Below are 24320 nucleotides of genomic sequence, written 5' to 3'. Positions count from 1 at the left end.
GTCGTGCCCGCGCTTCAGATTTCGCGGGGCTTAGCTTCCTCCCGCAATACGCGGGTAAGGAGAGCCTTAGACGCAACCAGTCCCCTCCGATCGGGAAAGCCGCCAACTCGCGGCCCATGCGCCTGTCGCGCCGCATATGGATGATCGGGGAAGCGAATGCAACCCCGGCTATCTGCATTGCAGCAATGTCTAAGAAGTGGTGCGGAGGCCTCAGACCCCCTTTCTGCGGAGCTCAGCCTGAGGCCGCCTTTTCCGCCAAGTCCCGCAGCTTCAGCACCGAATTCCAGTTTCGCGCGGTGTTCTCCACGCCGATCAGCCTGTCGAACTTCTCGGCGAGCTTCGAAGTGCCGAAGCCGTCGGGCGTGTGGATATAGGCGACCTTGCCAATCACAGCGAAACCTTCACCATCGGCTGCAAAAGCTTGCACCGCCTCGATGCTTTCTTCTGCAGGCCCCTCGGCAAGCACGGCGGCGTGCAGGAACTTTGGAACGGCGACGGCATGCGGGAACGGGTTTTTCGCAATAAGGTCGGTCCACTCCTCGAGGGTGGGCGCGTGAATTGCTTTGGTGAAGCCGAACTTGTCGCGGCAGATCTGCGCAACCGAGGAGATCACCTCGTCCCGGCCGAGCGACGTCCGCACGACCGCATTGCCGCTGTTGATGTAGGTCGCGACATTCTCGAAGCCGGCGGCGGAGAGCGCCTCGCGAAGCGGCGCAGTGGGCAGCTGAGTCTTGCCCCCGACCCCGCGGAACAGGAGGATGTAGACGGTCTTGTCGCTCATTCCGTGTGCTCTCCACGTTCCAAATTCTTTGGAGCGCCACCTGCCGCTATTGCATATTCGGGCTCACCCAGCCACTGTCGCGCCGCCAATGGCGCGGGCATCCGCCTCGCCATCGCATCCGATGCTAGGACACGCATTTCGTGAATAGAGCCGCCGTCCGTGCCGCAGTCCACATTGCGGCGGTGTTTGCGATCTACCTGTCCCTGGCGATGCTGTTTCCAGCGGCGATCGACCTCTATTTCGGCAATCCTGACTGGCGGGTGTTCGCCTTCTCCGCCCTGTTCATGGGTGCCTTCTCGCTGGCCGTGGCGATGTCGACGCAAGGTCGCCCGCCACAGGTCACCACCCGCTTCGCCTTCTTTCTCGTCAACCTGCTCTGGTTCACGCTGGCCATCGCCGGAGCCGTCCCCTTCGTCGCAGCTTCCATCGACATGAGCATCGCCGACGCCTTCTTCGAATCGGTGTCGGGCATCACGACCACCGGCAGCACCGTCATCAACGGCCTGGATACTGCACCGCCTGGGCTTCTCCTCTGGCGCTCGCTGCTCACCTTCATGGGCGGTCTCGGCGTTATCGCCCTGGGATTGTTCTTCCTGCCCTACCTCAACGTCGGTGGGGTGAACTATTTCAAGATTGAATCCTCGGACATCGAGGATCGACCGTTCGAGCGCTTTCAGACCTTCACGATCAGTATGATCGCTATCTACACCGGCCTGGTGGTGACCTGCGCCATCCTCTACACGGCCGCAGGTATGAACGGCTTCGACGCCGTCAACCATGCGATGTCCACGCTGGCGACGGGCGGGATGTCGACGCACGACACCTCATTCGTGCGCTACACCGATATGCCCGGTATCCTCTGGACCGCCATCGTATTCATGTTCATCGGCGGGCTGCCGTTCTCGATCCTGATCCTTTTCGCCGTGCGCGGGCGCCTGGATGCACTGAGGGATCCGCAGATCCGTCTGTTTGCCGGATATTGCATCGTCTTCACCGTCGCGATCGCGATCTATCTGCGCGTGCACTTCGACATGCCGTTCTTCCAAGCCCTTACGCAGTCGGCGTTCAACTTCGTCTCGATCATCACCACGACAGGCTTCGCAAGCGACGACTATGCAACATGGGGGCCGTTCGCGGTGGCCTGCATCTTCGTCGCGACTTTCCTGGGCGGCTGTTCGGGATCGACGACGGGCGGCATCAAGGCCTACCGTTTCCTGATCCTTTTCGAGCTGCTGTCGAACGGCCTGAGGCGATTGATCTACCCGAACAGCGTTCAGCCGGTTCGCTATGGAGATCGCACGATCGATCCGGACATGCAGCGTGCCATCGTGCTCTTCATCTCCTCCTTCCTCGTCATATGGGCGATCGGGACGATACTGCTCGGCGCAACGGGACTCGATCTCATCACGGCCACGACCGGAGCCCTCACGGCAATGACGAACGTGGGTCCGGGCCTCGGGCCGATCATCGGTCCCGCCGGCAACTTCTCCAGCCTGCCGGACTCGTCGAAGTGGATCCTGTCGTTCCTGATGCTGCTTGGGCGGCTGGAAATACTCGCAGTGCTCGTGTTGTTTACACCTGCATTCTGGACTCGCTGACTGTTCTCCCGGTACGCTGAGAGGCCAGCCGTGGATTGGGGACGAAGAGGTCGGCACGCACCGGAGAGGGTCATGGCCGTGCGCCATCTGAGAAGCCTGGTCGCGATGCTGCTCGTCGCGATGCTTTCCGGCTGTGTCAGCCAGTACCCGGTGGAACTGCTTACAGCGGAGAGGGTCGCCGCTAGGGACAGCCAGATCGCCGGTCGCCATCGTGTCTTCGTCGCCACGACGCGCGCGCGGTCCGATCAGCCGCTGGAGGTATTCTCCGGCGGTCGTTCTCCTGGCCCCACTTCGCTTCGGTCTCCCTCACCGTACCGGCGACCCACAAGGCGGGAGAGATAGAACGGCGCAAGAAGGGCGCGAAGGCCGACGCGGCCAAGGTCTTCGTGGCCGAGTCACTCGAACTTTACGCCGGCGAGCAGCAGTTCACCGATGCGCTGCGTGCCGACATCAAGCGTAGCGGCGGCCGGGCGCTGATCTTCGTTCATGGCTACAACACCGCCTTTGACGGCGCTGTATACAGGATGACCCAGATCGTGTATGACGCGGGTTACCCAGGCACCCCGGTGCTGTTCACCTGGGCTTCCGCCGGGCGCACCGTCGACTATGTCTACGACACCAACAGCGCGACGGCCGCGCGCGATGCGCTGGAAGAGACGATCAGGTCGGTAGCCAAGGCCGGCGCGAAGCGCATCGACATCATCGCGCACTCCATGGGCAACTGGGTCACCATGGAGACGTTCCGGCAACTCGCGATCACCGGCAACCGCGACATCGACAAGCGGCTAGGCGATGTCGTCCTCGCCTCCCCGGACATCGACGTGGACGTGTTCAAGTCGCAGATGGCGCGCTATGGCGTGCCGGACAAACCCTTCTACCTTCTCGTTTCTGGGGATGACCGCGCCCTGCGCCTGTCAGGTTTTATCGCTGGGAAGAAGCCGCGCGTGGGGGACTATGCAGATTCCGCCGACCTCGCCAAGCTGGGCGTCGTGGTCGTCGACCTGTCCAAGGTGGAGGCGGGCGACGCCCTCAATCATACCAAGTTCGCCGACAATCCTGTACTCATCAAGATTCTCGGCGAGCGGCTGAGACGCACGGACGATCTCGCGTCACCGCAGGAGCAGATGGACCGCATGACCGCCAACATCACCGGAACCGTCGCCTCCGCCGCCGAGATCGTGATCACCACGCCGATCAATGTCCTCAGGGTAGCGGTGGGCCAATAGGCCCTCGAGCGGTTCAGACGAACAGATCGACCTTTTGGAACGCCCGCACGTCAACCAGGCCGACGTCGGAGATCCGCAATTCCGGGATGACCACCAGCGTCAGCAGCGAATGCTGCATGTAGGCGTTGTTCAGCGTGCAGCCATCTCGCGCATGGCCTGGGTGAGGTGCTCGCCTTCTCTGCCACGATCTCTGCCCGTTCGTCCGACATCAGGCCGGCAATCGGCATCTCGACCAGTGCGAGTTCCCTGCCCTGCGAGACCAGCACGACGCCTCCGACGACCTCGCCCAGCCTATTCGCCGCCTGTGCCATGTCGGCCTTGTTGGTGCCGACGACAATCATGTGATGGCTGTCATGTGCCACGGTCGAGGCCATGGCGCAGTCCTTCATGTAGCCGAGCCGATGGCGTGGCTCGCATCCGGGCCGCAATAGGCGAAGCGTCCGCCCACGATCGCGATCGCAAGGTCGATTCCCGGGATGATCTCGCCGGAATGCACATTCACCCACCGGCCGTTGCGAACGACGAGATCAGCAGGCTTTCGCCCGGTCGCGACAACGACCAGCAGAGGCGCGATTTCGGCCAAAGGCTTCGGCTTCTCGAAACGCGGCGTCGGCTTGTTGGCCATCGGAACACGGCTCCTGAACGATGCGGTGAATGTGCCAAGGCCCGGAGGCTTTGGCCAGCCTCCAGGCCCACCCATAATGATCAAGTCGGGGGTATGGGCAGAACTAGCGGCTAGAAGCTGGTGATGACGCTGATGCCCGTCCCTTCAAACCGGTCCATCGCCATCAGGGCGGCCGGTGCCTCGTCGAGGGAGATATTCCGCCCGACCAGCTTCTGCGGCTTCAGCTTGCCAGTCGCGATCATGTCCATCATCGCCTTGTAGCGGAAGGCCTGCATGCCGTGGCTGCCGAGGATTTCCAGTTCATGCGCGATGATGCGCGCCATCGGCACCTTGGCGTCGGTATGGTCGCCGAGCATCAGGCCGACCTGCACGTGGCGCCCGCGGCGACGAAGGTTTGAGATCGAGTTGTAGCAGGTCACGGGATGGCCGAGCGCGTCGATCGAGACGTGAGCCCCGCCCTGCGTGAGTTGTTTCACTGCGCGCGGGACATTGTCCGTTTCCGCGGCGTTGATGGTGTGGACCGCGCCCATATCCCTGGCGAAGGCGAGTTTCTCTTCGGTCAGGTCGACCGCCACGACGTTCGCCCCCATGGCAGTCGCGATCATGATGGCGGAGAGCCCTACCCCGCCACAGCCATGCACCGCGACCCATTCGCCGGGCAGGACCCGCCCCTGGTCGACGATGGCGCGGAAGGAGGTGACGAATCGGCAGCCGAGGCTGGCCGCGGTGGCGAAGTCGAGATCGTCCGGCAGGCGGACCAGGTTGGTGTCGGCGAAGTCGAGCGCGACGTACTCCGCAAACGAGCCCCAGGCGGTGAAGCCCGGCTGGAACTGCCTTTCGCAGACCTGGTGGTTTCCGGAATTGCACTCGAAGCAATGGCCACAGCCGCACACGAACGGCGCCGTTACTCGGTCTCCTACCTTCCAGCGCGTGACCTGGCTGCCGATCGCGGCCACGGTACCGGCGAGTTCGTGTCCCGGCACGTGCGGCAGCACGACATCCGAATCATGCCCCATCCAGCCGTGCCAGTCGCTGCGGCAGAGGCCCGTCGCCTCGACCTTCACCACCACGCCGTGCGGAGCAGGTGTCGGATCCGGAACGGTCTTGACGCTCGGCGGGGTTTCGAACTGTTCGTAGACTACGGCTCTCATCGGTGACCATCATTTGCGGTTGCGCGACCATATCGTCCGCGGGCGCACGGCACAATGTGACCGATCCCCAGGATAAGTCAGGGCTTTCCCATGCGGTACCGGTTGCAATCAAATCCAGTGCCTTATCTAATATGGCCGAGCCGAAAGCGGGACGACGGGGGACTGCCGACGTCCGCGCGGCAACAGACCTTGGGAGGAAATCGGATGAAAAGCCTGTTGAAATCGCTCGCGGTCGCCGCCGCGCTGGTCATCGCGCCTCAAGTTTCGGAGGCTCAGACCTATCCTGAGCGGACGATCACGGTCGTCGTGCCGTTCTCCGCCGGCGGACCGACGGATACGGTGACCCGCCTGGTCGCGGAGGCGATGTCGAAGGATCTCGGCCAGCAGATCGTGGTGGAAAACGTGGGTGGCGCGGGCGGCACTCTGGGTGCCGGCCGCGTCGCCGGCGCCGACCCGGACGGCTATACGCTGCTCCTGCACCATATCGGCATGGCCACCAGCGCCACGCTCTACCGCAAGCTCGCCTACGACACGCTGAATGCCTTCGAATATGCCGGCCTGGTCACCGAAGTGCCGATGACGATCGTCGGCCGCAAGGATCTGGAGCCCGCCGATCTGAAGAGCCTGGTCGACTATGCCAAGGCCAACAAGGACAGCGTCACCGTGGCGAACGCCGGCATCGGCGCGGCGTCCCATCTCTGTGGCATGCTGTTCATGAGCGCCATCGAAACGCCGCTGGTCACCGTCCCCTACAAGGGCACCGGCCCGGCGATGACCGATCTGCTCGGCGGCCAGGTCGACATCATGTGCGACCAGACCACGAACACGACCAAGCAGATCCAGGGCGGCACCATCAAGGCCTATGCCGTGACTACGGTCGAGCGGCTTGAGGTTCTTCCCGACGTACCGAGCGTCGTCGAGGGCGGTCTGCCGCAGGTTCAGGTCTCGATCTGGCACGGTCTCTATGCGCCGAAGGGCACTCCGGCGGAGGTGATGGACCGGCTCTCGAAATCGTTGCAGGTCGCGCTCAAGGACCAGAACGTCATCGATCGGTTCGCAGAACTCGGGACAAAGCCTTCGCCCGAGTCGGACGCGACGCCTGCGGCGCTGAAGGCCAAGCTGGAAAGCGAGATCGGACGCTGGAAGCCGATCATCGAGGCTGCCGGCCAGTACGCGGACTGAACACGGTCCAAAGCCTGCAAAAATAGCGCAACGCCCACTCCGGCCACGACTGCCTCTCGTCAGGGAGGCGCGGGATAGTCCCCGAAGAGGCCGGCGTGGGAGCCGAACGGGCCACCATCGCACATGGGCAAACTGACCTTCGACCGCACCAATGCGCTCTGCGGGGCGCTCTTCATCGCGGCCGGCCTGTTCTTCATGATCCAGTCCCTGGACCTGGAGATGGGCACGGCCTTCCGCATGGGACCCGGCTACTTCCCCATGCTGCTGTCGGGCATCCTTGTTCTGCTCGGCCTGATCGTGCTGATCCAGGCGACCCGCGTGGAGGGCGAGCCGGCGGGCCCGCTCGCATGGCGCGGCATGCTCCTACTCCTGCCGGCGCCGATCCTGTTCGGTCTCACGGTGCGGGGACTCGGCTTCGTGCCCGCGATCTTTCTCGCTGCGCTGGTCGCTTCCTTCGCCAGCCGCCGCATGACGATCACAATGGCTCTGGTACTTTCCTTGATTCTTACCGTGTTTTCCGTCGCGGTGTTCAGCTACGGGCTCAACCTGCCCTTTCAGCGTTTCGGCCCCTGGTTGAGGTTCTGACCGACGATGGAACTCTTCAGCAATCTCGGCCTTGGCTTTGCGACCGCTTCGACGCTGGCCAATCTCGGCTTCTGCCTGATCGGCGTGCTACTCGGGACGCTCATCGGGGTGCTCCCCGGCATCGGCGCGACGGCAACGATCGCCATGCTCCTGCCGATCACCTTCCAGATCGGCGATCCTGTATCGGCACTCATCATGCTCGCCGGCATCTACTACGGCGCGCAGTACGGCGGCTCGACCACCGCCATCCTGATCAACATGCCTGGCGAATCTTCCTCCGCCGTCACCGCGATCGACGGCTACCAGATGGCGCGCAACGGCCGGGCCGGCGTCGCGCTCGCAGTCGCGGCGATAGGCTCCTTCTTTGCCGGAACCGTGTCGACGTTCCTCGTGGCGATCTTCGCCCCGCCGCTCACCGCGATTGCACTCGAATTCGGGGCCGCCGAGTATTTCTCTCTGATGGTGGTGGGCCTCGTCTCCTCCATCGCTCTCGCCCACGGCTCCGTCATCAAGGCGCTGGCGATGGTCGTGCTTGGACTGCTGCTCGGGCTCGTCGGAACCGACATCTACTCGGGCACGCCGCGCTTCACGCTCGGCATCCGCGAATATGCCGACGGCCTCAACTTTGTTGCGGTGGCGGTGGGGGTGTTCGGCATAGCCGAGATCCTCCGCAACCTGGAGAACGAGCATACTCGCGACGTGCTGATCCGGAAGGTAAGCGGACTGATGCCGACAAGGGAGGATTTTCGCCGCATGACGGCGCCGATCCTGCGGGGCACCGCAATCGGCTCGGCGCTCGGCATCCTGCCCGGAGGCGGCGCGATCCTTGCCTCCTTCGCCTCCTACACAGTCGAGAAGCGCGTCTCCGATCGTCCGGACGAATTCGGCAAGGGCGCGATTGCAGGGGTGGCCGGGCCGGAGTCAGCCAACAACGCCGGCGCCCAGACTTCATTCATCCCGATGCTCACCCTCGGCATTCCGGCCAATCCGGTTATGGCGTTGATGATCGGCGCGATGATCATCCAGGGCATCGTGCCCGGCCCGAACGTCGCCACCGAGCAGCCAGCGCTGTTCTGGGGCGTCATCGCCTCAATGTGGATCGGCAATCTGATGCTGATCGTGCTCAACCTGCCGCTGATCGGCCTATGGGTGAAGCTGCTCACAGTGCCCTATTACGTCCTCTTCCCGATCATCATGGCCTTCTGCTCGATCGGGGTCTACAGCGTGAACTCCAATGTCTACGACCTTTTCGCCGTCTCCTTCTTCGGCCTGCTTGGATACGTGCTGGCCAAGCTTCGCTGCGAGCCGGCGCCGCTCCTGCTCGGCTTCGTGCTCGGGCCTCTCCTGGAGGAAAATCTCAGGCGAGCGATGATCCTCTCGCGCGGCGACCCCTCGACATTCGTCACACGGCCGATCAGCGCCGCCCTGTTGGCTATAGCTGTGGCGGTCTTGGTCGTCGTTCTCTTGCCCGCCGTTCGGAAGAAGCGCGATGAGGTTTTTGTGGAGGAAGATTGAGCTCCGGGAATTCAGTCGTTGATCAGGGATGCCGGTGAAAGCACAGGGCGATCCGCCATGATCGAGGGTGCGTCGGCAACCTTCTACAAAGTCCACTGGGGATAGACAGCATCGCTTCGAGGGCTCTGTGTCGATTTGGTCTGTAGCGCGTTCCTTATGCTTGGCCTTGCTGCTTGGGGTTCCCGCCGGTTGCGTCTCCAGCGAGGTGACGCCCACGGGCGGCCTACCGAACCCGCCATTCTCTGAAAACGGCGTGGTCTACCTCTTTGCAGGATTGACGCCGATGGGCGACACGGTGGCGCGCAGCGGCATGTACACGCTCACCCAGAATATCCGCGCCTCCGGCATCAGGGCGGAGGTCTACAACCCGGCCTACTGGCGCGCGGCCGCGGACGACCTGCTCGCCCAGCCCGGCGCGGCGGAGGTGCCGGTGGCCGTCGCCGGCTATTCCATGGGTGGCGAAGCAGCGACGCGCTTCGCGGAGAGGCTGCGCAGCGCCGGCATACCGGTCCAGACGCTGCTCGCCTTCGAGGCCTACAAGCCGGCTCCGGTCGCGTGCAATGTCCGTCGTGTCATCGATATGTACGGCGCCGCCGGTCCATTGAGGATGTCGACGCGCTTGCAGCCCGGCAAGGCCTTCACCGGCGAGATCGAACAGGTCGACTGGTCGAAGCTTTCGCCGGACGGTCGCCACGACCATCTGGGCGTGTCCAAGGAGCCGGCCGCGCTCCGCTATGTGCAGAACGCGCTGATCGGTGATGGACGCGTGCGCATGAGCGCTCCGCCCCCGGGCGAAGCGGCCTGCCTCGGTAAGCCGGCAGAAAAGCAGACCGTGGCCACGCTCCCGGAATCGTAGGCATCCGGACCGCCCAGCTAGCCAAGCCGGCCCCCACATTCGTGAATGAAGACTCGGGCTTGGCGTTTAGCCCCTGGTGCTTTACCAGTTGCGGCGCGCGGGCGTGGAGAAACTGGTAAACTCAGCAGACTTAAAATCTGCCGCCTACAATGGCTTACGGGTTCGATCCCCGTCGCCCGCACCAGAATTGGCTCGACACGTAGCCTAGACCAGAAAAGATCAAGGCGCTCGCCGGAACAGTGTTATGCGCCGCGCTCGTTTGCATTCAGTGGTTCGGCCGGTCCGCTGACGTAGTATAGATCGCCCCCTAAGGAGCGGTGTCGCCGTGGCGGTCACACCAAGATTGGCGGTCTTAACGATCGTTTCGACGATTGCCTATCTCGGACTGGCCGTGCTCGGCTGGGGTGGCATTTCCGCCTTCTTTTCCAATCCGGCCAGAACTGTCCTCGCGCTCGCGACCATCGTCATGGCTGGCGTGGCGCTCCTCAGCAGCGGCAATTTGAGCTCGGGCGAGCGGGAGGATCGGGGGAACCGATGGGTACTCGTCGTCTTCGGGATCATTGGACTGCTGAGCGCCTGGCTGCCCGCCTATACGGACCGCGTGGATTTCTGGACCATCGACGGCGACGCCGTCCGCTGGTTGGGCGTCGTCCTCTACACAGCAGGCGGTGCGCTCAGGCTGTGGCCGGTCTTTGTGCTCGGCCACCGCTTCAGCGGGCTGGTCGCCATCCAGCCCGGGCACCGGCTGGTCACAAGCGACGTCTACGGCATCATCCGTCACCCCAGCTATCTCGGGCTGCTGGTCAGTGCACTGGGCTGGGCCCTCGCCTTCCGGTCGGGCTTGGGCGTGCTGCTGGCGGTACTGCTCATCCCGCCGCTGCTCGCGCGCATCAATGCGGAAGAACGGCTGCTGCGGACGCAGTTCGGTCGGGAATACGACGAGTACTGTGCTCGTACGTCACGGCTCATACCCGGGTTCTATTAGGGCGGGGCAGAACGAAACGTGATCCCATCAAGGAACAAAGCAGCCCGGTTCTCGATTTCCTCCTACTGACAGGGAGAGCATCATGGCAGACGACAAGAGCAAGCAGGGCAACCGGGACCGCAGCCGCGTGGCGGGCGACGAGGATTACGAGATCCGCTATTTCGCGCAGGAGGCCGGCATCAGCATCGAGCAGGCCCGCGATCTCATCGCCAGACACGGAAACGATCGCGAGACGCTGATACGGGAGGCAAAAAAGCTCTCCTGAAATTGATTACGCGCAAAGCCGCACGCCCGCGGGCGGTTTATGCGATTACGTCCTCCTCGGAGAGGGCCGGAGGGTAGCACCAGCCGACAATACGAGCCCCAGGCTGGGGCTTTCCTCCGAATGCCGTAGCTCAACCCCGCCACGGCCTTGGCCTGGCGGGGTCCTTTTTGACTAAGAAGCGCTATTGCTCGAGATAGATCCTGCGCGGATCCCTACCGTCGCGCCATTCTTCGCGACGTCCATCGCGACGGTTCTCACCCTTGCGATCATGGTGCCGATCTTTACGCGCTTCCTTGCGATCCTCGCGCCGATCTTTACGTGCTTCCTTGCGATCTTCGCGCCAGTCCTTCCGCTCCTCCCGACGCTCTTCGCGCCATTCTTTGCGATCTTCCCGGCGGCCCTCCCGCCAGTCCCGGCGCTCCTCTCGGCGACCTTCGCGCCAGTCCCTGCGATCTCCGCGCCAGTCCCTGCGCTCCTCTTGGCGATGTTCGCGCCAGTCCCTGCGATCTTCACGCCAGTCGCGGCGCTCTTCCCGCCAATCCCTGCGGTCCCATCGCGCGCGATCGCGGTAGAAGGAGCGGCTCCTGTAATGCCTGTCCCAATAGTCTCCCACCGTGAAGGTGACCACGGGAGCGCGTAGCGCCACGATCGCAGGATCGCCGGTGTACCTGCGGCCGCCCTGCAGGAAGGCCATATAGTTCGAGGACATCCAGCCGCGCTGGCCGGCATAGCCGACGTCGCACCAGCTTCGGGTGGATAGGCACCCGAACACATGCACGCTGTCGCCGCCTCCCACAACATTGACCGCGGGATAGGCGGTGGAGGGTCCCGCACGCAGATTCACGTTGGTTGTCGCGATAGCCGTCGCAGCCATCGCGATGCCGGGGATCGCAAGTGCCGAGAGAAATGCGACTGCACCGAGCGTTCTTCTTATCATTCCTGATTCCTCTGTCTGCGGAGCCATCAGCGAAAGCTCCAAGGGAGGCCCTCTATCCGCACCAACATGACTGGGGGATGAACAAGCACATTAACTACCAGGGATTAACCTATTGAGATGGCTCACGCCGGAGCATTCCCCAACGCGAACCGCGTGGGGAGATGAGAAGCTGCCAAACGGGGATACGTCAGCCGGCCTTTCGCGCCCGCCGCTCGGGCAGGACCTGCTCGGCAAGCCACTCCCGCACCGCCGCGACATCGGGCAGTACGTAGCGGGCCTCCGTCTCGCCGCGCGGCCTCACGCGGATCGACATGCCGCCGAGTTCGTTCACGAAGGAAAAGCCGCTCTCGTCCGAGACGTCGTCGCCAATGAAGACCGGGAACCGATCGGCGAAGGGCTCGATCTGCATGAACCGGTCTATGGCCGCGCTTTTCATCGCGTTCACCGGGAGGAACTCGAGTCCGGCATTGCCGACTACAATCCGATAGCCGTCCGACAGACTCGGGAGCGCCGCCTCGGCGGCGGTCTTGACCCGCTCCAGCGCCTCGGGCGCGGCACGAGTGTGGATCGCGAGCACTGGTCCCTTGCGCTCGAAATATATGCCCTTGTTCTCGGCGAACTCGCGCTCCAGCGCATCGGCGACCGCCCGCATGTCCTCCGGCTCGTCCGCCGCCTCGATCTCGCCGCCGGGGGTCATCCTGTGCTCAAGGCCGTAAAGCCCGGCTACAGGCAGTTCCAATGGCCTGAACACTCGGTCGACCATGGCAATGGTGCGCCCGGTGATGAAGGCAAGCGCGCCGTCGACGGCCTCGCCGGCCGAGATCAGCAGCTCTCGCAGCACCGGGTCGACCGATATCCCCTCGGGATTCGGTTGGTGCTCGATCAGCGTTCCGTCAATATCAAGGAACAGCGCAAAAGGTCTTGTAGGAGAAGGTGGTAGTGATCGCATAAAATCCCTCAGACTCGAGCCTTCATAGGCGTCTCGATTACCCGCGCCGGCGGAGGAGAAGCAGCCGGCGTTGCAGCCGATGCCGGCATACTCCCGAGTTCCCTGAACTGCTCACGTTGCCGCAGCCGTGCTGCGTCCATCAGCATGCTCCCTGCCCAGCGGTACACATTGTTGCTACGCACGACTTCGCGGAGCCTTCGCATGCGCATCCTCTGCTCTTCGATTGGCATGGTGAGGGCCTGGTAGAATGCCTCGCCCATGCCGCTGGCATCGAATGGATTGACGATGATCGCCTCCAGAAGCTCGCGCGAGGCTCCTGCGAAGGCGCTCAGCACGAGCACGCCAGCCTCGTCGTCGCGGGCCGCGACGAACTCCTTGGCAACAAGGTTCATGCCGTCATGAAGGCTGCTCACCACGCAGAGATCGGCCGCACGGTAGAGGTCGCTGAGTTCGTGCTGGTCGTGATGCTCAGGGATCAGCACGATCGGCTGATAGCCTTCACTGCCGTAGCGGGCGTTGATCTCCTCGACCAGCGTCTGACACTCCTGATAGAGGGCCTGGTAGGCCGGAAGACTGCTCCGGCTGGGTGCGGCGATCTGCAGGAAGACGAGCCGCCCGATCCAGTCGGAATGCTGCTGGAAGAACTCGTCCATCGCATGGAAGCGGTCGAGGATGCCCTTGGTGTAGTCGAGGCGCTCGACGCCGACGGCGAGCTTCACGTCGGGACGCAGATTGAAGCGCTCGAGCACCCGGCGCCTGGCCCAGGCGGAGGTGCGGCGGCGCGGGGTCGTCTGTTCGGGCCATTCGATCGAGATGGGGTAGGAGTGGACCAGAGTGGTGCGGCCGCCATAAGAGATCGCCGCCCCTTCCCGGTCGACGCGCGACTCGAGGAAACGGTCGACGCTCTCGATGAAATTGTTGCAGTGCAGTTGGATATGGAAACCGAGGATCGAACTGCCCAGCATGCCGTCGAGGATCTGCTCGCGCCACGGACAGACGCTGAACACCTCCGAGTTCGGCCACGGGATGTGCCAGAAGGTGATGATGATCGCCTCCGGCAGTTGCTCGCGGACCAGCCGCGGCAGCAGGGCGAAATGATAGTCCTGGACCAGGACGATCGGCCGCTTGGTCTTCGCCTCCTGCACTACGGCATCGGCGAACTTGCGATTGACCGCCTGATAGCACTCCCAGTCCGCGGCCCGGAAGATCGGGCGCTCGAAGGCGATGTGGCAGAGCGGCCATAGACCCTCGTTGGCGAAGCCGAGATAATAGCCCTTGTACTCCTCCTCGCTCAGCCAGACACGGCGCAGCGTGTAGGCAGGCGCATCCGGCGGAACCATCACGTGATCGTTGGCGTCCGCCGTCTCGCGGTCCGCCGAACCGCCGCCGTGGGCGATCCAAGTGCCGGCGCAGGTGCGGGTGATCGGCTCCAGCGCGGAGACGAGGCCGCTTGCGGGAACCTTCAGCTCGACGCCACCGGGCCCATGTTCATGAACATAGGGCTCCCGATTGGACACCACGATGAGCTCGGTATCAGGCAGTTCGGCCGCGAGAATTTGCTTCAGCATCTCCGGCGACCAGTGGATCAGCGCTTCCTCCGGAGAGCGCCCGTTCTTCTCGCTCTCTCGCAGCAAAGGTGCCGAAGCTGCGGCGGCAGGCATTGGTGCCGCCTTCACAATTGCAGGCCTGTTCCTCAGCAGCACAATCACCGTTGTAAGTGCCGCGACTGAAATGACGAGGCTAAAACCGAGAACTGTCCAAAGAAGAATGGGAGTTATGTCTGTGTATAGGCTGTCGGCTGTCATCTTCTCGCGTCATCGCTGTTGGCCAGCACCCGGAACGTAGGGCCCCTCTGCGGCGAGAGAGTAACTTGCCGCAGCGCAATAAGTTCCGAGGTAGAAGAAGCCTCAGCTTCGCACGATCAGCGGAGCCATGCCCTCGTGACGCCGGTCGAGATAGCAGACGACGCGGTCGCGCAGGCGTTCAAAGACGAGGTCGACGCTCGCTTCACCGACCCTGATGTGCCGGACCGAAAGATTGTCGATGCCGATCGGCAGGCGCGGGTTCGTCACCTCGATCTCCCCCTTCCAGCCGTCGACCTTGAGGCCCAGGCAGGCCTGCAGCAACATGAAGGCGGAGCCCGCCGACCAGGCCTGCGGCAGGCAAGCAACCGGGTATGCAACCGGAGCCTCGCCAGGCGAGCGGGTAAAACCGCAGAACAGCTCCGGCAGCCGCATGCTGAAATTGACCGCTGCCTCGAAGGTGCCGCTCATCAGCTTGACGACGTTGTCGCGGTCGCCATAGCGCGCCAGCCCCGCAGCACAGATCGCCGTGTCGTGCGGCCAGATCGATCCATTGTGATAGGACATCGGATTGAAGGGCAGTTCCGTTTCCGCCAGCGTGCGGATTCCCCAGCCCGTGTAGAAGGGGCCTGAAAGAAGTTGCTCGGCTAGGCGTTCGGCTCTCTCCGGCGCCGGAAGGCCCACGAAGAGAAGATGGCCGGCGTTGGAGGCGCGCACGGCGCACTGCCTCCCCTCCCCGTCCAGAGCCAGCGCATAGTAGCCGTGCTCCTCCATCCAGAAGCGGCGCTCGACCGCCTGCTGTATTTTGTCGGCCAACGCGCGCCAGTGGGCGGCTTTTTCGTACTCTTCACGACGCTCCGCCAGTTCGGCCAGGCCCGCGAATGCCGCGAACACATAGCCCTGCACCTCCACCAGCGCGATTGGGCCGGGAGGCGGGCTTCCGTCGGCATGGAAGATGGCGTCGGCGCTATCCTTCCAGCCCTGGTTGGAGAGGCCAGACCCGGCAGCGCGCCTATAGGTCAGAAAGCCATCGGGGTCACGGGCGCAGGCCTGCTCGATCCAGTCTGCCGCCGCGCACAGCGACGGCCACATATGATCGACGAACTCCAGGTCGCCGGTGCGGGCGGCGTATGCCGAAGCCAGATAGATATAGAGAGGCGTCGTATCGACGCCGCCATAATAGCGGGCGAACGGCAGTTCCCTCAGGACCGCCATCTCGCCCTTGCGCGTCTCGTGCATGATCTTGCCGGGCTCGGAATCGCTGAACGGCGATGTCTCGGTGGCCTGATGGCTCGCGAGGAATGTCAGAACCCCGCGCGCAAGACCGGGATTGAGCCACAGCATCTGCATTGCCGAGATGACGCCATCGCGGCCGAAAGCCGTGGAGAACCACGGTATTCCCGCATAGGGATAGGGGCCGGTCTCTAGCTCGGTAGTCAGCAGGGCAATGTCGGCGCGCGTGCGGGTCAGCCAATCGTTGAAGACACGGCCGGAGCTGTAGACCAGGGCGCCATGCCGGCGCTTGCTGCGCATGGCCCAGCGAGCGCGGGCCGCCGCCGCGCGGAACCGCTCACGGCCGGGTACCGCGTGGTCCTTGCCGACCTCCACATAGATCACCTCTCGTCCCCGGTTGGGGATCGTGATGGTGAACTCGGCCCGGCCGCGCGCCAAATCGTCCGGCGTGCGCGAGAATGCGATCACCGAACGGCGGACGACCTGATCAAGTCCATCGTAGCGGAAGGTGATCGCATCGGGCGCGGTCTCGGCCTCGTAGATGCGGCCGCGCTTGGAGCGCGTCGAGCCACGCACCTCGAACATGTCCCGGAAGTCGACGTCGAAGTCGAGCCGGAGCGGAATGCTCAACGCCTTGCCGGTGTAGTTGGACAGCGCCAGCCGCTCGTACATACGCTCCTGCCACAGGAAGCGCGTGCGTTCCAGGTGAAGCACGCCCTGCCGCAACTCGGTGCTTTCACGCAGCTTGAGAGGCAGATTGGTGAGGTTGGCGGTGAAGAGGATATTGTCCTGCGAGAGCGAGGCACCGAGGAGCGACGGCGTGCGATCGCCGAGATAGACGCGGAAATGGGAAAGCACCCGCGTGTCATCGCGAAAGAACCCGTCTCCTGCCCCACGGATATCACCATAGGCATCGCAGACGGCAAAGCAGTCCTCATGCTTCAATGCAAACTGGCGATGGGGCTCCCTCGGCCCCGATTCATCCATCGCCGCCAGCGCCACCGCCGGATCAAGACGCCGCTCATCGAGCGATACAGCGGCGTCCAGCAGTTCATCCATCAGGTACCTCCAGCCGTCACTTCTGCGAGCTTCGGCGAGCGGGACGGCGCTACGACGGAAGCATAGATTCGCTCGTAGTCGTCGACCATTCGCCGAACGGAGAACCTCTCCTCGAAAATCCTGCGGATTCTATGGCGATCGAGAGGGGCCAGCAATTTGACCTTCTCCACGGCCTCTTCGATCGAATCCACGACGAAACCGGCCTCGCCCTGATCGACGATCTCGGGCATGGCGCCTTCACGCCATGCGATCACGGGCGTGCCGTAGGCCATGGATTCGATGACCACCAGGCCAAACGGTTCCGGCCAGTCTATCGGGAAGACCAGTCCCTCGGCATTGGTGAGCAGGTCGGCCTTCTCCGCCTCGCCCACTTCGCCGAGATAGACGACATCATCGCCATCGATCCGCTGCTCGATGTTGTCGTCGAAGTAAGCACGATCGTCGACGCCGACCTTGGCGGCGATCCTGAGTTGCAGCCCCGCGCGCTTGGCGATCTCGATGGCGCGGTCCGGCCGCTTGTCGCGCGACAGCCGCCCCAGGAAGGCGAGGTAGGGTCGCTCACCGCTCCTTTCCCTGCGCGCCCTGAACGGCAGGGTCTCGACCGGCAGCCCGTGATAGACGGTGCCGACCCAATTCGCATCCGGCAGCGGCTTCCGTTGCCTATCGGAGATCGAGATCATCGGGAAGCCATGCCAGCGGGCGTAAGCGCCAGGCAGGTCGACATAGTCGAGGCGCCCATGCGGCGTCGTCACCGTCCGCTCGCGGATGTGCTCGAAGAAGGGGAAGTGCTGGAAGTGGCTGAGATGAAAGTGCAGCAGGTCGAATTCGTCGGCTCGGCGCCGCACCTCGTCCAGCATGGCAAGGTGCGCCGCGATCTCCGATTTCTTCGGCGCCGGGTCGAGGCGCAACGCCTGCCCGCGCCCGGCAACCAGGCAAGCTGTCGTCTTCGACTCCCCGCTGGCGAAAAGCGTCACCTCATGGCCACGCGCGACCAATTCTTCGGTAAGGAAGGACACGATCCGCTCCGTCCCGCCATAGAGAGGCGGCGGCACGGGTTCATAGAGCGGCGCGATCTGGGCAATTCTCATCGGCTGAGCGAAACCTGGGAACATCTCGGGATGGGATTGATCAGATCAACCCCCGACCGCGCGCGAAGTTCCCCTCGTCGCGAGTGAGCCTGCTGCCTTCATTTTGTCGCAGTCAGTGCCCCGTCGTCAGCACCGAGCGATGAGAAAATGCCTTAGCCGCCATGCGGCGGATAAAATCCTCGACGCGGTCGGGCACCACGAACTGCGGCATATGCCCTACGCCTTCGACCAGTTCGAGTTCGAAGTCCCTGATCCGTCCGGCGAGCGGCAAGGCATGCTGTTCGTGGCTGATCAGTTGATCGGCGGTGCCGAACAGGACGCCGACAGGCATCCTGAGTTCCTCCAGCCTCGCCTCGTAGCGCCCCAATTCGTGTTCCAGGGCCACGAAATCGGCGACGGTCGCTTCGAAATGCGCAGGGCGCAGGCCGAGGATACCGCCTGCGCCGATGATGAAATCGTCAGGCGTGGCCTGTGGGCCGAACACGAAGGCCAGCGTCTGCGGCGCGTGCTTGAGAGCCAGGGGAATGGCCATCGTATGCGCCAGAAATTTTCGCTTGAGCGCGGAGCGGATCAGCATGGGCTGGAATGCGGGCGGAATACTCTCCTGCTCGTGCGTGAGCGGGGAGAGCAGCGCCAGGGCGCCGACCTTATCCGGATGATCGAGAGCCGTGGCCAGCGCCACTGCGCCACCCAGAGAATGCCCCACCACTAGAGGGCGTTCGAGCGACAGCGCATCGATGAACTCCGCGATCACCGCTGCTTGCTCGCCGAGGCGACCGCTGGCACTCCTGGCGCGAACCGAATAGCCGGAGCCGGGACGGTCCAGCGCAATCACGCGATAATCGCCCGCGAGTTGGTCGAACAGCGTGTGTCGGAAGTGATGCAATTGCCCGCCCAGTCCGTGGACGAAGAGGATCGGCGGCCCCTGCCCCGCCTCGACATAGTGGATGCGGTTGCCCCGGATCGCCACGAAATGGCCGTTCGCCGGAACTTGCTTCTCCGCGCTGGCGGCGAGGCGCCGGGTCTGAAAGACGAAATACGCGAGCACCAGCAGGCTCACGGTCAGCAGCGCCGCCACCGCCCAGCCGATCATGTGAATTCCCGCCATCGCTGCACTCCTGCGGAAGTCAGGCTGCGGGGAGCGTAGTGGAAGCGGCGGGCCGGTCCAAGCCTCGTCCGCACATCGCGTGGCGGGAGCGCGGGTGGGCGCCGCGCTCCCGCCGGTTCCTACGGGTCAGCCGCGCAGCTTTGCGGTGATCTCGGCGACGCGCCGTCCCTGGAACCTCGCGCCTTCCAGTTCCTGCGCAGAAGGCTGGCGCGAGCCGTCGCCGTCCGAGGTCGTGGTCATGCCATAAGGGGCGCCGCCGCGAACGACGTCGTTGCCCATCTGGCCCTGATATGCGTACGACAGCGGCACGATGACCATGCCGTGATGCTGCAGGTGGATCTGGGCGTTGATCAGAGCGAGTTCCGCACCGCCATGCTGGGTGGCGGTCGAGACCATCACCGAGCCGACCTTGTCGACCAGCGCGCCGCGGGCCCAGAGCGGGCCGGTCTGGTCGAGGAAGTTCTTCATCTGCGCAGCCATCGTGCCGTAGCGGGTCGATGTGCCGATGATGATGGCGTCATAGTTCTCGAGCTCGAGTGGTTCGGCGACGGGCGCCTCCTGGTCGAGCTTGTAGTAGGCCGCCTTGGCGACCTCGAGCGGCACCAGTTCGGGCACCCGCTTGATCGTGACGTCGGCGCCCGCCTCACGCGCACCTTCAGCGGCTGCCTTCGCCATCTGCTCCATGTGGCCCCAGCTCGAATAATAAAGCACCAGTACCTTCGCCATTCTTCTTCTCTGTCCGTTTCATGTTGTGGTTGCGGGAAGGGGTAGAACTATCGGACCAGCCTACCTTTTCAATCATGGGCCCGCGGACACAGTGTTCACCGTTCGGGGACCGTTGCCGGCGCGGCGCAGTGGCGCTATCTCCGGTTGTTCGGTGTCCCGGGGGCGAGCATGACGGAAACAGTGACCGCAGCGATGATCGTCATCGGCGACGAGATCCTCTCGGGCCGGACCAAGGACCGCAACATCGGCCATCTCGCCGAGATGATGACCGCGGTCGGCATCGACCTGAAGGAGGTCCGCATCGTCGCCGACGACGAGGATGCGATCGTCGAGGCGGTCAATGCCCTGCGCGAGCGCTACACCTACGTGTTCACGACCGGAGGCATCGGCCCGACCCATGACGACATCACCGCGGACTCCGTCTCAAAGGCTCTCGGCGTTCCCTGCGAGCACGACGAGAAGGCGATGGCGCTTCTGGCCGAACACTATGCCCGTCGCGGCATGGAGTTCACGGAGGCACGGCAGCGGATGGCGCGCATGCCGCGCGGCGCCGAGCACATCGACAACCGGATCTCCATCGCGCCCGGCTTCCACATAGGCAACGTCTACGTCATGGCAGGCGTGCCCGCGATCTTCCAGGCCATGCTCGACGCGGTCGTGCCGACGTTGAAGACCGGCCAGAAGCTCCTGTCCGTCGCGATCACCTGCCCCTACGGCGAAGGGGTGATTGGAGGGCCGCTGGCCGAGATCCAGAAGGCCCATCCGGACACCATTATCGGCTCCTATCCCAAATACCGGGACGGTTCCTTTTGGACGGAACTGGTTGTACGCTCGCGCTCGCAAGAGGCGCTTGATGCCGGTCGCGTCGCGGTCGAGGCCATGCTGAAGGACCTTGCCCACGCGACTTGACCGAAGCCCTCGGGGCGACAGCACTGGCTGCGTCCCACCGTCCAGGCAAGGGAGGCTCGCCTATGCCGTACAAGACGCTCGCGGTTATTTTGCAAAGCACGGAAGACACCAGGCGGGTTCTAGACAGCGTCCTCCCCCTGGCGCAGGCTTGGAACGCACATGTGGTCGGGGTCCATGCGGAGCCCTATCCCGTCGCCTACAGCGCAGCCGTGGGCTTTCCCGACGTGACGGTGATCGAGGCGGCAGCGGAAGCGGCCGAGGAACGCACGACCGAGATCGAGGCGCTGTTCCACGGTCAGATGCGGGCTGCCGGCCAAAGCCATGAATGGCACGCCTCCCGCAGTTTCTCCGGAGACACCGCCTATGCAGGCGCCGCGCTTGCCAGGACCGCCGATCTGGTCATTGTGGCACAGCGAAATCCTGACTGGGCAGCCGACGATGCGAGCGGCGTCGAAGGCGTCCTCTACGAGGCCGGGCGGCCGGTGCTAGTGGTCCCGCATTCAAGCCCGATGGTGAGGACGTTCTCCCGGATCCTGCTCGCGTGGAACGGAAGTCGCGAATCAGCCCGCGCCGCGTTTGACGCCCTACCGCTGATCAAGGAGGCGGAAAGCACGGAGATCTTCGTCGTCGACCCGCCCGCGGAGGGCGAGGATGTCGAGGCGAGCGCCTCGTGCCTCGCCGCGGCCTTGTCCCGCCATGGTGCGGAAGTGGTGGTGGCCACCGAGCAATCTCGGGGCCGCCACGTCGACGAGGTCATTCGCGACCGCGCAACTGCCATGGGCGCCGACCTGTTGGTGCTCGGCGCCTACAGCCACTCCTGGCTGCGGCAGTTGCTGTTCGGAGGCGTCACCCGCACCGTGCTCCAATCCATGCAGGTGCCCTGCCTGATGTCGCGGTAGCGGGGTTGCCAAGTCGGGCGAGTCACAGCTAAGTCAGCGCGCATTCCATTCATTTCCCGCGTCAGGCGGCGCGTCAGCGGAGTGCGCATTCCATGTCCCTTCCCGAAAAGGCCTTTCCCGTCTCCTGGGATCAGTTTCACCGGGATGCGCGGGCGTTGGCCTGGCGACTCGCTGGGGCGAACACGCAGTGGCGTGCAATTGTCTGTATAACCCGTGGCGGCCTCGTCCCGGCTGCCATCATTTCGCGGGAACTCGGCATCCGCGTCATCGAGACGGTCTCTGTAGCTTCCTATCACGACTATGCGTCCCAGGGGGAACTTGCGGTCCTGAAGGAAGTTACCCCCGCACTGCTGGAGAAGGATGGCGAAGGCGTTCTCATCGTCGACGACCTGACCGACACCGGCAAGACCGCAACAGTGGTGCGCGCGATGATGCCCAAGGCGCACTTCGCCACCATCTACGCAAAGCCGAAGGGACGGCCGTTGGTCGATACGTTCGTCACCGAGGTGTCGCAGGATACGTGGATCTACTTTCCGTGGGACATGGGCTTCACCTACCAGAAGCCGATTGCGGAGGATCACGCGGGCTAGGCACCTGCGGATCGCGCAAAGGCCTCGACCGAGCCGCCGTAACGCGATCCTCCCTTTCAATAGCAGGCGTTCGCCGTAAAGTTGTCGAGGCGGCTAATGAGTCGCGTCCGGGCGGCACCGATGATGCTCATGGGATACATCAAGCGCGGCTATTTGGCCGAGAAGGTACGGCGCCTTCTCGGGGGAACACCGTCGCGCATCCAGGTGGCTGCCCTCCCCTGGCGGACGACGGCCAGTGGCGTCGAGGTGATGCTTATCACCAGCAGGGAAACGCGCCGCTGGGTCCTGCCGAAGGGCTGGCCGGAGGGGAACGAAGAACTCTGGGACGCCGCGGCGCGCGAAGCCTTGGAAGAGGCAGGCCTTGGCGGTCGGATCGCCCACCGGGAACTCGGCCGATACTACTATGCGAAGCTGCTGCGCTCGGGAGCAGAGAAGCGTTGCGAGGTGCACGTCTTTCCGATGCGGATCGAGGAAGTCAGGGAGAAATGGCCCGAGCGCGAACAGCGCGAGCGCCAGTGGTTTTCGCCCAAACAGGCAGCGCTGAGCGTGCGCGAGCGCGATCTCGCCGAACTCATCCAGGACTTCGGCAGAGACCCCAGCCGGTTCGCAGCGTGACCGGTCTCATTGCATCGCGGCATTGCCGCGCTTCGATCCCGTCGACGGGTGCCGACAGAGTGACCGCTCCACCATTCGGGAAGCGGGACGACGGTCTCGAATGACGGCAAGGCCCAAGAAGAGCGCGCTCGACAAGGATCTCGCCAAGGTCGACGCCATGAGCGAGGCCGCCCGGGTCGTCTCCCGAAGATTGGTGGCGCCAGGGCTTGCACTCGCATTCATGGCGCTGGCGGGGATAGTCGCATTTCTCGGCACGGGCGCAACGCCAGGGACGATCGTGATCGCGCTCGGGGCCGCGATCGCCGCCTACATGGCGCTGAACATCGGCGCCAACGATGTCGCCAACAATATCGGACCGGCAGTCGGCGCCAAGGTGCTGACCATGGGCGGCGCGCTGGCCATGGCCGCGATATTCGAAGCAGCCGGGGCACTGATCGCGGGGGGAAATGTCGTCCGGACGATCTCCAGCGGGATCGTGGTTCCGACCGACATCGCGCCATCGGACCTGATCCGCGTAATGTTCTCCGCGCTCCTGGCAGCAGCGATCTGGATCAACCTTGCGACCTGGCTTGGTGCGCCGATCTCGACGACTCACTCGATCGTTGGCGCGGTAGTGGGTGCGGGGCTGATAGCTGCCGGGACCGCCTCCCTGGACTGGTGGACGCTTGCGACCATCGGGCTCGGATGGCTGTCATCGCCTGTCCTGGGCGGGATCATCGCGGCCGCATTCCTCGCCCTGATCCATGCGGCACTCGTCTATCGCGACGACAAGATCGCAGCCGCGCGCTTATGGGTACCGCTGCTGATCGCCATCATGGCGGGGACATTCGCCACTTTTGTTGCACTCCAGGGGCTGGAGAATGTCGCCAGTTTCTCCGAACGGGGCCTGGAAATCATCGGGTTGGCAGCCTTTTCGTCGACATGGCTTGTCGCACACCTTCATGTCCGCCGCGCCGCCAAGGGACTGGAGAACCGCAATCAGTCCCTGAAGAGGCTGTTCAGGCTTCCGCTGATCATTTCGGCCGCGCTGCTTTCCTTCGCGCATGGCGCAAACGACGTCGCCAACGCGGTCGGGCCGCTGGCGGCGATCATGAGAGCTTCTGGGCCGGACGCCGCCGGCCTATCGCAGGCGCACCCGCAGTTCGTAATGGGGATCGGTGCCTTCGGCATATCCGTGGGGCTCCTGCTCTACGGGCCGCGCCTGGTCCGGATGGTCGGGCAGCGGATCACTCGCCTCAATCCGATGCGGGCCTTCTGCATAGCGCTTTCGACGGCGTTGACGGTGATCGTTGCATCCTGGCTTGGGTTGCCTGTGAGTTCGACCCACACGGCCGTCGGGGCCGTGTTCGGAGTGGGCTTCTTCCGCGAATGGTACATCGCGAATTCGCGCCAGCGGCGGCGCTACCTCCAGCGCAAGCGTCAGCGGCGCTTGGCGGAGCGGCGCTCTCAGGGGTTGGACGCACCTGACGAGAAGGAGGACGAACAGCCGGCGCAGCCTTCCCCTCATGACGTCTTGCGCAGGCGACTTGTCAGGCGCGCCCACGTCATCCGCATCATGGCGGCGTGGCTGGCGACCGTGCCGGCCGCGGGCCTGCTCTCGGCGGCGATCTACCTCGTCCTTGCGGGCGTCGCCTAG

22 protein-coding genes, 1 tRNA gene and 2 pseudogenes are annotated in these 24320 nt (G+C 64.1%); 14 read left to right on the top strand and 11 right to left on the bottom strand.

Annotation, left to right across the window (positions count from 1 at the left end):
• Window positions 1–232 precede the first annotated feature (232 nt).
• Window positions 233–781, bottom strand: a complete 549-nt coding sequence (locus HUI96_RS26865) for a DUF1697 domain-containing protein (RefSeq protein ID WP_188257776.1) — start codon at window positions 779–781, stop codon at window positions 233–235.
• A gap of 140 nt (window positions 782–921) precedes the next feature.
• Between HUI96_RS26865 and HUI96_RS26860 the strand changes: the two genes are divergently transcribed.
• Together HUI96_RS26860 and HUI96_RS26855 are read left to right on the top strand one after the other, a co-directional pair.
• Window positions 922–2379, top strand: coding sequence for a potassium transporter TrkG (locus HUI96_RS26860; RefSeq protein WP_188257775.1), 1458 nt, complete (start codon window positions 922–924; stop codon window positions 2377–2379).
• A 72-nt stretch (window positions 2380–2451) separates the two neighbouring features.
• Window positions 2452–3605: pseudogene (locus tag HUI96_RS26855) on the top strand (alpha/beta hydrolase).
• A 13-nt stretch (window positions 3606–3618) separates the two neighbouring features.
• On the opposite strand, the pseudogene HUI96_RS29700 reads toward HUI96_RS26855, so the two are convergent.
• From HUI96_RS29700 to HUI96_RS26845, 3 genes and pseudogenes are all read right to left on the bottom strand, one after another.
• Window positions 3619–4000: pseudogene (locus tag HUI96_RS29700) on the bottom strand (adenine deaminase C-terminal domain-containing protein); the annotation flags it as partial.
• Window positions 3991–4230, bottom strand: a complete 240-nt coding sequence (locus HUI96_RS30370; protein ID WP_210320338.1) for a hypothetical protein — start codon at window positions 4228–4230, stop codon at window positions 3991–3993. The gene HUI96_RS30370 and the pseudogene HUI96_RS29700, both read right to left, overlap by 10 nt.
• Window positions 4231–4340: 110 nt before the next feature.
• Window positions 4341–5381, bottom strand: a complete 1041-nt coding sequence (locus tag HUI96_RS26845) for a zinc-dependent alcohol dehydrogenase family protein (RefSeq protein ID WP_188257774.1) — start codon at window positions 5379–5381, stop codon at window positions 4341–4343.
• A gap of 204 nt (window positions 5382–5585) precedes the next feature.
• Here HUI96_RS26845 and HUI96_RS26840 point away from each other — a divergent pair, with 204 nt between their 5' ends.
• The 7 genes from HUI96_RS26840 (at window position 5586) to HUI96_RS26810 (ending at window position 10769) form a co-directional block, all read left to right on the top strand.
• Window positions 5586–6563 (top strand): tripartite tricarboxylate transporter substrate-binding protein, encoded by a 978-nt coding sequence (locus tag HUI96_RS26840; protein WP_188257773.1) that lies wholly within the window; start codon window positions 5586–5588, stop codon window positions 6561–6563.
• A 123-nt stretch (window positions 6564–6686) separates the two neighbouring features.
• Complete coding sequence (locus HUI96_RS26835) at window positions 6687–7148, top strand: tripartite tricarboxylate transporter TctB family protein (protein ID WP_188257772.1); 462 nt, start codon at window positions 6687–6689, stop codon at window positions 7146–7148.
• Between the two features lie 6 nt (window positions 7149–7154).
• The gene (locus tag HUI96_RS26830) at window positions 7155–8663 is read left to right on the top strand and encodes a tripartite tricarboxylate transporter permease (protein ID WP_188257771.1); all 1509 of its coding nucleotides are present in this window, start codon (window positions 7155–7157) and stop codon (window positions 8661–8663) included.
• Window positions 8664–8916: 253 nt separating this feature from the next.
• Complete coding sequence (locus HUI96_RS26825; RefSeq protein ID WP_188257770.1) at window positions 8917–9519, top strand: thioesterase domain-containing protein; 603 nt, start codon at window positions 8917–8919, stop codon at window positions 9517–9519.
• 97 nt (window positions 9520–9616) lie between these two features.
• Window positions 9617–9703, top strand: a tRNA-Leu gene (locus HUI96_RS26820).
• A 141-nt stretch (window positions 9704–9844) separates the two neighbouring features.
• On the top strand, window positions 9845–10504 hold the full coding sequence (locus tag HUI96_RS26815) for an isoprenylcysteine carboxylmethyltransferase family protein (protein WP_188257769.1): 660 nt from the start codon (window positions 9845–9847) through the stop codon (window positions 10502–10504).
• Between the two features lie 82 nt (window positions 10505–10586).
• Window positions 10587–10769, top strand: coding sequence for a DUF3606 domain-containing protein (locus tag HUI96_RS26810; protein WP_188257768.1), 183 nt, complete (start codon window positions 10587–10589; stop codon window positions 10767–10769).
• Between the two features lie 181 nt (window positions 10770–10950).
• Here the strand turns inward: HUI96_RS26810 and HUI96_RS26805 are convergent, their stop codons facing one another.
• The 7 genes from HUI96_RS26805 to wrbA all read right to left on the bottom strand — a co-directional run bounded on the left by HUI96_RS26805 (window position 10951) and on the right by wrbA (window position 19671).
• Window positions 10951–11706 (bottom strand): SH3 domain-containing protein, encoded by a 756-nt coding sequence (locus tag HUI96_RS26805; protein WP_188257767.1) that lies wholly within the window; start codon window positions 11704–11706, stop codon window positions 10951–10953.
• A 187-nt stretch (window positions 11707–11893) separates the two neighbouring features.
• Entirely contained in the window at window positions 11894–12655 is a 762-nt protein-coding gene (otsB, locus tag HUI96_RS26800) for a trehalose-phosphatase (protein WP_188257766.1), read from the bottom strand.
• Between the two features lie 8 nt (window positions 12656–12663).
• Complete coding sequence (locus HUI96_RS26795) at window positions 12664–14460, bottom strand: alpha,alpha-trehalose-phosphate synthase (UDP-forming) (RefSeq protein ID WP_188257765.1); 1797 nt, start codon at window positions 14458–14460, stop codon at window positions 12664–12666.
• A 102-nt stretch (window positions 14461–14562) separates the two neighbouring features.
• Complete coding sequence (locus tag HUI96_RS26790) at window positions 14563–16749, bottom strand: amylo-alpha-1,6-glucosidase (protein ID WP_188257764.1); 2187 nt, start codon at window positions 16747–16749, stop codon at window positions 14563–14565.
• Window positions 16749–17837, bottom strand: a complete 1089-nt coding sequence (locus tag HUI96_RS26785; protein WP_188257763.1) for a glycosyltransferase family 4 protein — start codon at window positions 17835–17837, stop codon at window positions 16749–16751. The genes HUI96_RS26790 and HUI96_RS26785 overlap by 1 nt, the downstream gene beginning before the upstream one ends.
• A 112-nt stretch (window positions 17838–17949) precedes the next feature.
• Window positions 17950–18945, bottom strand: a complete 996-nt coding sequence (locus HUI96_RS26780) for an alpha/beta fold hydrolase (protein WP_273033223.1) — start codon at window positions 18943–18945, stop codon at window positions 17950–17952.
• A gap of 126 nt (window positions 18946–19071) precedes the next feature.
• A complete protein-coding gene (gene wrbA, locus HUI96_RS26775) occupies window positions 19072–19671 on the bottom strand; it encodes an NAD(P)H:quinone oxidoreductase type IV (protein ID WP_188257762.1) in 600 nt (199 codons plus the stop codon).
• 168 nt (window positions 19672–19839) lie between these two features.
• Between wrbA and HUI96_RS26770 the strand changes: the two genes are divergently transcribed.
• From HUI96_RS26770 to HUI96_RS26750, 5 genes are all read left to right on the top strand, one after another.
• Window positions 19840–20580 carry a competence/damage-inducible protein A gene (locus HUI96_RS26770; protein WP_188257761.1) on the top strand — a complete coding sequence of 247 codons (741 nt, stop codon included), beginning with the start codon at window positions 19840–19842 and terminating at the stop codon, window positions 20578–20580.
• A 62-nt stretch (window positions 20581–20642) separates the two neighbouring features.
• Window positions 20643–21479: a universal stress protein gene (locus tag HUI96_RS26765; protein ID WP_188257760.1), complete on the top strand. Its 837-nt coding sequence runs from the start codon at window positions 20643–20645 to the stop codon at window positions 21477–21479.
• A gap of 92 nt (window positions 21480–21571) precedes the next feature.
• On the top strand, window positions 21572–22069 hold the full coding sequence (gpt, locus tag HUI96_RS26760; RefSeq protein WP_188257759.1) for a xanthine phosphoribosyltransferase: 498 nt from the start codon (window positions 21572–21574) through the stop codon (window positions 22067–22069).
• 123 nt (window positions 22070–22192) lie between these two features.
• Complete coding sequence (locus HUI96_RS26755; RefSeq protein WP_188257794.1) at window positions 22193–22684, top strand: NUDIX hydrolase; 492 nt, start codon at window positions 22193–22195, stop codon at window positions 22682–22684.
• A 100-nt stretch (window positions 22685–22784) separates the two neighbouring features.
• Complete coding sequence (locus HUI96_RS26750) at window positions 22785–24320, top strand: inorganic phosphate transporter (protein ID WP_188257758.1); 1536 nt, start codon at window positions 22785–22787, stop codon at window positions 24318–24320.

It is taken from the genome of Pseudaminobacter soli (ex Zhang et al. 2022), from assembly GCF_014595955.1.
GTDB lineage: Bacteria > Pseudomonadota > Alphaproteobacteria > Rhizobiales > Rhizobiaceae > Kumtagia > Kumtagia pseudosoli.
This window is presented reverse-complemented; position numbering and strand designations above follow the sequence as displayed.